This is a genomic window from Nesterenkonia halophila, from assembly GCF_009467795.1.
Classification (GTDB): Bacteria; Actinomycetota; Actinomycetes; order Actinomycetales; family Micrococcaceae; genus Nesterenkonia; species Nesterenkonia halobia.
The window spans coordinates 64,228-73,079 of record NZ_WIAX01000007.1 but is presented as its reverse complement, the minus strand read 5'-3'; the positions used below and the strand labels follow the sequence as shown (position 1 = coordinate 73,079).

The window sequence follows — 8,852 nt, the reverse complement described above, 5'->3', positions numbered from 1 at the left end:
GGGGATGAGCCGCACCTGCGGCCTGACTGGATCGCCCGGCGCTTGTGCTCCCCGCCTACGCGGGGATGAGCCGGAGGCGGACATGGAAGCCAGCTACCCGTTCAAGTGCTCCCCGCCTACGCGGGGATGAGCCGCGTGCTTCGCCTGTTTCTGCGGCGATCCCGAAGTGCTCCCCGCCTACGCGGGGATGAGCCGCACCTCATCGGACCAGACATGCGCCACGCCGGGTGCTCCCCGCCTACGCGGGGATGAGCCCGCGCGGAACGCGATCATCCTCCAAGCCCGCATGTGCTCCCCGCCTACACGGGGATGAGCCCCGTCGGACGATCAGGGCGACGCCACTCGAAGCGTGCTCCCCGCCTACGCGGGGATGAGCCCTCGCGGCCATGTGCGGCGACGTATTCGAGGGCGTGCGCCCCGCCTACGCTGGGATGAGCCGACCATCGCCGTATGCAACCAGAAGGGCAGCGTGTGCCCCCACCCACGCGGGGATCAGCCGAAGACACTCCACCGGATGAGGTAACGGCTGGTGTGCGCCCGCCCGAGAGGAAGAATGCGGCCAACCGCCGCTTTCCACGAATTGCCGTGCATGCTGCGCACCTCCACGGATCAGGACTGACATTCCCGCACGGTCACCATCGATTGGGTGAAGCGATGGATTGCCCCCCCTCTTGCCCGACCCACGCCAACGGGATCGATGGTCGTGCAATCAGTGCTTCAGAGACCTGCCACCGCCTCATCCACCCCTCCCACCAAGTCACTTGTGCTCCAGCTCACCCTCTGTAATAGTTATTACTAACTATTTCCTATTGGCCGCGCAGCGACGGAGAGCACACCATGTCCCAGCACACCGCCACCACCGGACCTCGCTTCGGCGTCCGCTGGTCGAGCACCCCGCCCATCGGCCAGACCCCCACTGAACCGAAGAGCATCGGCTTCCTCATCGCCCTCTGTGCCGCGCAGCTGGGGCTCTTCACCGCACTGATGGGTCCGGTGATGGTCTCGATGGCCATGAAGGTCAGCGCCCTCACCGAGGATCCCGTGGAGCGGACCTCGATGGTCGGCACCATCCTGGGCACCGGGGCCATCGCCGCGGCCATCGGCAACGTCTTCTTCGGCCGGCTCTCCGACCGCACCATGTCCCGCTTCGGCCGGCGCCGCCCCTGGCTCGTCGGCGGAGCGCTGGTGATGGCCCTGGGCCTGCTGATGGTCACCCAGGTGGAGACCACCACACTGCTGACCCTCTCCTGGTTCATCGCCCAGATCGGCGCCAACGCCGCACTGAGCCCTTTCATCGCCACCCTCGGCGACCAGCTGCCGCAGCATCAGTACGCCAAGGTCTCCGCGCTGGTCGGCATCATGCAGAACATCGGCATCCTCGGCGGCATCTGGCTGTCGAACGTCTTCGCCGAGAGCCTCTTCCTGGTGTTCATGGTCCCGGCGCTGTTCGGCCTCGTCGCCGTGGTGATCTACGCGGTAATCCTGCCGGACCCGGTGCGCACTGAGCGTCCGCCGAAGTTCAGCCTCGTCGAGATCCTGCGCTCCTTCTGGGTCAACCCGATCACGCATTCGGACTTCGCCTTCGCCTGGTGGTCGCGCTTCCTGCTGATCCTCTCGGCCTTCCTGTTCACCACCTTCCGACTGACCTTCGTGCAGGACCGCCTCGGCGTCCCGGAGGCCGAGGCCAACGGCGTGGTGCTCAACGGCGTGCTGATCTACACCCTCGCCCTGGTGCCCGTCGGCTACTTCGCCGGGTGGCTCTCGGACAAGACTGGACGCCGCAAAGCGCTGGTCGGCCTCTCCGCCATCATGTTCGCCGTCGGCAGCTGGATGCTGGTGCACATCGACTCGCCGATGGAGTTCTACCTGGTCGAGATCCTGCTCGGCGCGGCCTTCGGCATCTACATGGGCGTGGACATGGCCCTGGTGCTGCAGGTGCTGCCGAACAAGGACGACACCGCCAAGGACCTCGGCGTCTTCAACCTCGCCAACGCCGGCCCGCAGTCGCTGGCACCGTACGTCGGCGCCTTCCTGCTGGCCACCGCCGTCGGCGGCTCCGGCGGCCCGAACTACGCCCTGCTGCTGGGCGCCGCGGCGGTCGCCGCCGTCGCCGGCGCCCTCGTCATCATCCCGATCAAGAAAGCGAAGTGAGCATGACCGCCACCTCCACCGAGACCACGACCACCACCGACTACGCCGCCCTGATCGCACAGCTCCCGCTGGAGGAGAAGGTCCACCTGCTCACCGGTGAGACCGCCTTCACGCTGCCGGGGAACGGCGGGATCGGCCTGGCCCCGCTGGCCTTCTCCGACGGCCCCACCGGTGTGCGCGGCCTGAAGTTCATCGGCGGCGACCACGTCGCGCTCTTCCCCAACGCCACTCTGGTCTCCGGGGCCTGGGACGACGACGTCGCCCGCCAGGTCGGCGAGATGCTCTCCGAGGAGGCCCGCCGGCAGAACATCCACGTGGTCCTGGGCCCGACGATCAACCTGCACCGCACCCCGCTGGGCGGCCGGCTCTTCGAGGCCTACTCGGAGGACCCCTACCTCACCGGGCGCACTGCGACGCAGTACGTGCAGGGCCTGCAGAGCGCGGGCACCGCGGCCTGCCTGAAGCATCTGGTGGCCAACGAGTCCGAGGAGCTGCGCAACTTCATGGACTCCCGCGTCAGCGAGGAGGCCCTGCGCGAGGTCTACCTGCTGCCCTTCGAGATGGCCGTCGAGGACGCCGGGGCGTGGTCGATGATGGCCGCCTACAATGACGTGAACGGCGTGCCGGCCACGGAGCAGGACGAGGTCCAGAACCGCATCGTCAAGGACGAGTGGGGCTGGGACGGGCTGATCATGAGCGACTGGTTCGCCACCAAGCGCACTGCGCCGGCGGCGAACGGCGGCCTGGATCTGGTCATGCCCGGTCCGGACGGCCCGTGGGGCGAGCACCTGGTCGCCGCCGTCCGCGACGGCCAGGTCGCCGAGTCGACCGTCGACGACCACCTCACCCGTCTGCTGCGTCTGGCCGACCGCACCGGCGGCCTGGACACCGGCGCCGGGGCGCGCACCTTCGACGAGACCTTCCCCGCCCCGGACTCCAGCGTGCGCGCCGAGCAGCTCAAGCGGCTCGCCGCCCGCGGCATGGTGCTGGTGAAGAATGACGGCGACACCCTGCCGCTGCACGCCGGCGCCTCCGAGGCGCTCACGGCGGAGACGCTGGCCGTCGTCGGCCGTCACGCGCTGAAGACCCAGGACATGGGCGGCGGCTCCGCGCAGGTCAACGCCCCCTACTACACCTCGGTGGCCGAGGGCGTGGCCGCGACCTTCGGCGCCGAGGTGCCGGTGCTCGACGGCCCGGCGGTGCGCCGTCGTCCGCTGGCCGCCGACCCGGCGCTGCTCACCCACCCGGAGACCGGCGAGCCCGGCCTCGAGGTGACCATCACCGACGCCGAGGGCGCAGTGCTCAGCCAGTACGCCTCCGCGACCAGCGAGCTCTCGCTGGGCTTCGACGACGACTTCACCGGCACCCCGGCGCAGGTCACCGTTCGCACCCGCCTCGCCCACTCCGGCGGAGCGGCAGACCTCGGCGCCATCGGCGCCGCCCGCTGGACGCTGCACCACGCTGACACGGCAGGGAACCCGCAGCAGGTCTCCGAGCACCTCACCTTCACCGGCATCGACCCGGGCGAGGGCATGCTCTGCCCGCCGGCCTTCGACCAGCGAGTGGACCTGGCCGCGAACTCGGTGATCACCGCCGTCGCCGACCTCGAGCCGGTCGACTGGCGGGCGACGCTGCTGCCGCGCACCGAGCTCAACCTCTCCGAGGAGTCGCATCTGCTGGCCATGGGAGCCTTCGGCCGGCTGGCGCTGGCCGCCTCCCCCGCCGGCCGGAACGACCAGGGCCTGATCGACGACGCCGCCGCGGCCGCGGCGCGCGCGGGCACCGCCGTCGTCGTGGTCGGGCTGACCGAGGAGGACGAGACCGAGGCCGCGGACAAGACCACGCTGGCGCTGCCCGGCCGCCAGGACGACCTGGTGCACGCCGTCGCCGCGGCCGCGGAGAAGACGATCGTGGTGGTCAACGCCGCCACTCCGGTGCTCATGCCCTGGATCGACGACGTCGACGCCGTGCTCGTCGCCGGGCTGCCCGGCCAGGAGGGCGGCCACGCGATCGCCGCGGTGCTCTCCGGGGAGCTGGAGCCCACCGGCCGGCTGGTCACCACCTACCCCGCCGCCGACGGCGCCGCCCCGGCCTGGTCCACCACCCCGGGCGACGACCTGGGCCTGGACTACGCCGACGGCACGGCCATCGGCCACCGCGGCTGGGCCGCCGGCGCCGCTGCCGCTCCGCTGTTCTGGTTCGGCCACGGGCTGGGCTACGGCTCCTGGGAGTACGGCGAGGCCGAGCTGGTCGAGTCGGCCGAGGTCGCCGAGGCGCCCGCCGTGCGGGTGCCGGTGACCAACACCGGCGGACGCGACTCCCGCGAGACCGTGCAGGTCTACTTCCAGCCGGCCGAGGCCGGGCAGCCGGTGCGGCTGGTCGGCTACCAGGGCGTCGACGTCGCCGCGGGGACGAGCGAGACGGCGGAGGTCGCCTGCGACCGGCGGCTGTTCCGCCGCTGGGACGCCGCCTCCGGCGCCTGGGCCCCGCTGACCGGCGGCGAGCTGCTCGTCGCCCGCGGACTGGGCGATGTGCGGGCGCGGCTGTCCCTGAGCTGAGCCGCACGCACCGACAACTCGCACGGCCCGGGGAGGAGCATCGTCTCCTCCCCGGGCCGTCGTCGTCGGGCCCGTCGCCGGGATCCGTCGGGGCGAGGCGGCTCGGATAGAGTGGTCATCCAGTCCGCCCGACGACCACCTGTCACCGGGGCTCGCGCCCCGTCCCGAGAAAGAGGATCCCGACCATGGCCGCACGTCGTCCCCGCGCCACCAGCGGCAGACCGCGCGGCGCCGACTCCGTCCAGCGCCGCGCCGAGATCCTGGACGCCGCCGAGGAGCTCTTCGCCGACCAGGGGTACCGGGGCGTGTCGATGAGTGCGGTGGCGCGGGCCGCAGGGATCAGCCAGACCGGGCTCGTCCACCATTTCGCGACGAAGGACGACCTGCTCGCCGCCGTGCTCGACCGACGCGACGAGCAGGACACCGCCCAGCTGCTCGCCACACCGGAGCAGGGGTGGCGCTTCGTCGAGACGCTGGTCGGCATCGTGCGGCAGAACGAGGAGCGGGAGACGCTGGTCCGGCTCTACACCGCGCTCTCCGGCGAGGCCGTCACGCCGGACCATCCGGCCACTCGCTGGCTCCGCCGGCACCACCACGCCGTGCGGGAGAACATCACCGCCGCCGTCGAGCAGGCCGTCGCCGACGGCGAGCTGGTCGCCGAGACGCCGGCGGACCACATCGCGCGGCTGCTCATCGCCGCGATGGACGGGCTGCAGGTGCAGTGGCTGGTGGACGAGTCGGATCCGCCCATGGCCGAGCACTTCCGCCGGCTGGTCGAGACGCTGCACGCGCAGTGGCGGGCGAACCGTCCGCCGCGGTCCTCCTGACGCGGATCCGGTCGAGGCCGCGGGATCGCTCACATCCCGCGGCACCAGTGTCCCGCGGCGCCGGTGCGTCGCCTCCGCACGCGCGGATCGTCGGATTTCCGGGATGAGCTGCACCTCGCCGACCGTCCGCCCCTTGAGCCGCGGCCTTGACAGCCGCTGATGTGACGTGCGCTACTTGGAACACGGGAATGAAAGTGAGATTCCGCATCGCGGAATTAGGTCGACCGCCTCCCGAGTCCAGACCACGATCGAAAGCATCTCCCATGAGCACATCAGACCACACGGCGACGCCGCCGACCCCGCCGGCGAGCGCACCTGCCGACCTCTCGGCGCCGACGGAGACGCCGCAGAGCCCGGACGTCGACCCGGCCCCGGCACCGTCCGCGCCCACCGCCGACGCCCCGGGCGCCGCCGAGACCACCCGCGCCCACAATCCCTACGGACTCAGCGCGGGGCTCTACAACCACGATCTCGCCCCCACGCAGCGTGAGGGCCGGACATGGCGCGCGTACAGCATCTTCACCCTGTGGGCCAACGACGTGCACAGCCTCGGCAACTACTCCTTCGCCATCGGCCTCTTCGCCCTGGGACTCGGCGGGTGGCAGATCCTGCTCGCCCTGGTGCTCGGCGGACTCTTCCTCTTCGTGCTGCTGAACCTCTCCGGACTCATGGGAGAGAAGACCGGCGTGCCGTTCCCGGTCATGAGCCGGATCGCGTTCGGCACCCGCGGCGCCCAGATCCCCGCCCTGATCCGCGGCGCCGTGGCCATCGCCTGGTTCGGGATCCAGACCTATCTGGCCTCGGTCGTCTTCCGGATCATGATCGTGGCCCTCATCCCCGCGGCCGCCGCTCTGGACGAGAACAGCTTCCTGGGACTGTCGACGCTGGGCTGGATCTCCTTCCTGGTGCTCTGGGCGGTGCAGCTGGTCATCGTCAGCTACGGCATGGAGATGATCCGCAAATACGAGGCGTTCGCGGGCCCGGTCATCCTGGTCACCATGGCGACCCTGGCCATCTGGATGTTCTTCCAGGCGGGCGGATCGATCGCCTGGTCGACGCCCGATTCGAAGACCGGGGCGGACATGTGGACCTCGATCTTCGGCGGCGCGGCGCTCTGGGTGTCCATCTACGGGACCTTCATGCTGAACTTCTGCGACTTCACGCGAGGTGCCTCGTCGAAGGGCGCCATCGTGCGGGGGAACTTCTTCGGGATCCCGATCAACACTCTGCTGTTCGGCGGCATCGTGGTCGTCCTGGCCGGCTCGCAGTTCCGGATCAACGGCACGATCATCGAGGCCCCCGCCGACATCATCCAGACGGTCCCCAACACGTTCTTCCTGATCATGGCCTGCCTCGCGCTGATGATCCTGACCGTCGCGGTCAATCTCATGGCGAACTTCGTCGCCCCGATCTACAGCCTGTCGAATCTCTTCCCGAAGGTGCTCGACTTCAAGCGCGCCGGCCTCGTCTCGGGGATCATCGGCCTGATCATCCTGCCGTGGAACATGTACAACTCGCCCCTGGTGATCACGTACTTCCTCGGCGGCCTCGGCGCGCTGCTCGGCCCGCTGGTGGGGATCATCATGGCCGACTATTGGCTGGTCCGGCGGGCCAGGATCAACATCCCGGACCTCTACCGGAACTACCCGCAGACCACCTACTTCTACCAGCAGGGGATGAACCCCCGAGCCCTCGCGGCCCTCGCGCCGTCTGCGGCGATCGCCCTGCTGGCGGCGTTCCTGCCGGCCTTCTCCGCGGTCTCGTCGTTCTCCTGGTTCATCGGCGCCGGGATCGGCGCCGTCGCCTACCTGCTCGTCGCCGATCGCCGATGGCCCGCCGTCGACGTCCCGGGCGAGGAGATCGCGGTCCCCAACACCCATTAGGAGCCTCCGATGCGAATCCTCGTCGCCAATGTGAATACGACCCGCTCCATGACGGAGGCGATCGCCGCCTCAGCGCGCGCCGTCGCCGCCCCCGGCACCGAGATCGTGGGCGTGACCCCGCGCTTCGGCGCCGACTCCTGCGAAGGCAACTTCGAGTCCTACCTCGCCGCGCTGGGCGTCATGGACGCCGTCACCACGCACCCGGAGCCGTTCGACGCCGTGATCCAGGCCGGCTACGGCGAACATGGTCGCGAAGGCCTCCAGGAGCTGCTCGACGTGCCCGTCGTGGACATCACGGAGGCCGCGGCGTCGACCGCGATGTATCTGGGCCACCGGTACTCTGTGGTCACCACGCTGGACCGGACCGTCCCGCTGATCGAGGACCGCCTGAAGCTGGCCGGCCTCGACGCACGCTGCGCCTCGGTGCGAGCCTCCGGCCTCGGCGTGCTGGAGCTGGAGTCCGAGCCGGAGCGCGCGGTCTCGGCGATCGCGGAGACCGCGCGCCGGACCGTCGAGGACGATCACGCCGAAGTGATCTGCCTCGGCTGCGGCGGCATGGCGGATCTGGAGCAGGCGGTGTCTGCGGCCACCGGAGCCCCGATCGTCGACGGCGTCCGCGCGGCAGTGACCGTCGCAGAGAGTCTGGTCCGGCTCGGACTCTCCACGTCGGCCGTCCGCACCTACGCCTCGCCCCGCCCCAAGCGGATCACCGGCTGGCCCCTGCCGGACCTCGCGGAGGTCGTCGAGGGCTGAGGGAGCCGCCGGATTCTCGATCCGGGATCCTGCTGCTGAGTCTGTCGGCACTCGGCCCGGCTGGTCCGTGCACAGTCGAGCACCATCCGCGCCACGGCTTCCTCGTCCCGGGAGGCGACGGCCTCGTAGAGCAGCCGGTGCTCCTCGGCGACGGCGACCAGGTCGACGTGCTGGCTGAGCGTCCAGCGCACGCGGCTGTCGATGGTCCCCCACAGCTGCAGCAGGTGCCGATTGCCGGCGAGCTCGACGACGGCGGCGTGGAAGTCCGCCGCGGCACGCCGCGCGGCGACGGTCTCCCCTGCGGCGGCGGCCGCCTCTCCGCGGGCGACGACGGCGCGCAGCCGCTCCAGGCCCGCGGCGTCGTGCCGGCGCGCGGCGCCGGTGAACGCCAGGCTCTCCAGCGCGACGCGCAGTTCCTCGATCTCGGCGACGTCTTCCTCGCTGAACTCGCGCACGATCGCCCAGGTGCGCGGCCGCGGCGTCACCAGCCCCTCGGCGGCGAGCTGGCGCAGCGCCTCGCGCACCGGCACGCGGCTGACCCCGAGCTCGGCGGCCAGCTCGCGCTCCACGAGCCGACTGCCGGGTTCTCGCTCGCCGTCGATGATCTGGTCGCGCAGCGTCCGCGCGGCCCGCGTCGTCTCCGGCTCGGCCGCAGAGGAAGAGACCGTGGTCGACATGCC

General features: G+C 70.8%; 6 protein-coding genes and 1 CRISPR repeat array. Of the genes, 5 read left to right on the top strand and 1 reads right to left on the bottom strand.

The genetic code is table 11. From position 1 onward, the window contains the following. Positions 1-44: 44 nt before the first annotated feature. Positions 45-438: a CRISPR direct-repeat array (repeat unit 28 nt; unit sequence GTGCTCCCCGCCTACGCGGGGATGAGCC). A gap of 399 nt (positions 439-837) precedes the next feature. The 5 genes from GCL72_RS03545 (at position 838) to GCL72_RS03525 (ending at position 8,172) form a co-directional block, all read left to right on the top strand. Further along, positions 838-2,151 (top strand): MFS transporter, encoded by a 1,314-nt coding sequence (locus GCL72_RS03545; RefSeq protein ID WP_153143338.1) that lies wholly within the window; start codon positions 838-840, stop codon positions 2,149-2,151. Positions 2,152-2,153: 2 nt separating this feature from the next. After that, the gene (locus GCL72_RS03540) at positions 2,154-4,709 is read left to right on the top strand and encodes a beta-glucosidase (protein ID WP_153143337.1); all 2,556 of its coding nucleotides are present in this window, start codon (positions 2,154-2,156) and stop codon (positions 4,707-4,709) included. A 185-nt stretch (positions 4,710-4,894) separates the two neighbouring features. Then, a complete protein-coding gene (locus GCL72_RS03535; protein WP_153143336.1) occupies positions 4,895-5,536 on the top strand; it encodes a TetR/AcrR family transcriptional regulator in 642 nt (213 codons plus the stop codon). Positions 5,537-5,799: 263 nt separating this feature from the next. After that, the gene (locus GCL72_RS03530) at positions 5,800-7,419 is read left to right on the top strand and encodes an NCS1 family nucleobase:cation symporter-1 (protein ID WP_153143335.1); all 1,620 of its coding nucleotides are present in this window, start codon (positions 5,800-5,802) and stop codon (positions 7,417-7,419) included. Positions 7,420-7,428: 9 nt separating this feature from the next. Beyond that, a complete protein-coding gene (locus GCL72_RS03525; protein ID WP_153143334.1) occupies positions 7,429-8,172 on the top strand; it encodes an aspartate/glutamate racemase family protein in 744 nt (247 codons plus the stop codon). Here GCL72_RS03525 and GCL72_RS03520 read toward each other — a convergent pair. Beyond that, a complete protein-coding gene (locus tag GCL72_RS03520) occupies positions 8,100-8,849 on the bottom strand; it encodes a GntR family transcriptional regulator (RefSeq protein ID WP_153143333.1) in 750 nt (249 codons plus the stop codon). The genes GCL72_RS03525 and GCL72_RS03520 overlap by 73 nt on opposite strands. Between the last annotated feature and the right edge of the window lie 3 nt (positions 8,850-8,852).

What these genes read in the sequence shown, in the direction of transcription:
- GCL72_RS03540 (WP_153143337.1), top strand. Translation starts at nt 2,154, where the DNA reads ATGACCGCCACCTCCACCGAGACCACGACCACCACCGACTACGCCGCC.
- GCL72_RS03525 (WP_153143334.1), top strand. Translation starts at nt 7,429, where the DNA reads ATGCGAATCCTCGTCGCCAATGTGAATACGACCCGCTCCATGACGGAG.
- GCL72_RS03530 (WP_153143335.1), top strand. Translation starts at nt 5,800, where the DNA reads ATGAGCACATCAGACCACACGGCGACGCCGCCGACCCCGCCGGCGAGC.
- GCL72_RS03520 (WP_153143333.1), bottom strand. Translation starts at nt 8,849, where the DNA reads ATGTCGACCACGGTCTCTTCCTCTGCGGCCGAGCCGGAGACGACGCGG.
- GCL72_RS03535 (WP_153143336.1), top strand. Translation starts at nt 4,895, where the DNA reads ATGGCCGCACGTCGTCCCCGCGCCACCAGCGGCAGACCGCGCGGCGCC.
- GCL72_RS03545 (WP_153143338.1), top strand. Translation starts at nt 838, where the DNA reads ATGTCCCAGCACACCGCCACCACCGGACCTCGCTTCGGCGTCCGCTGG.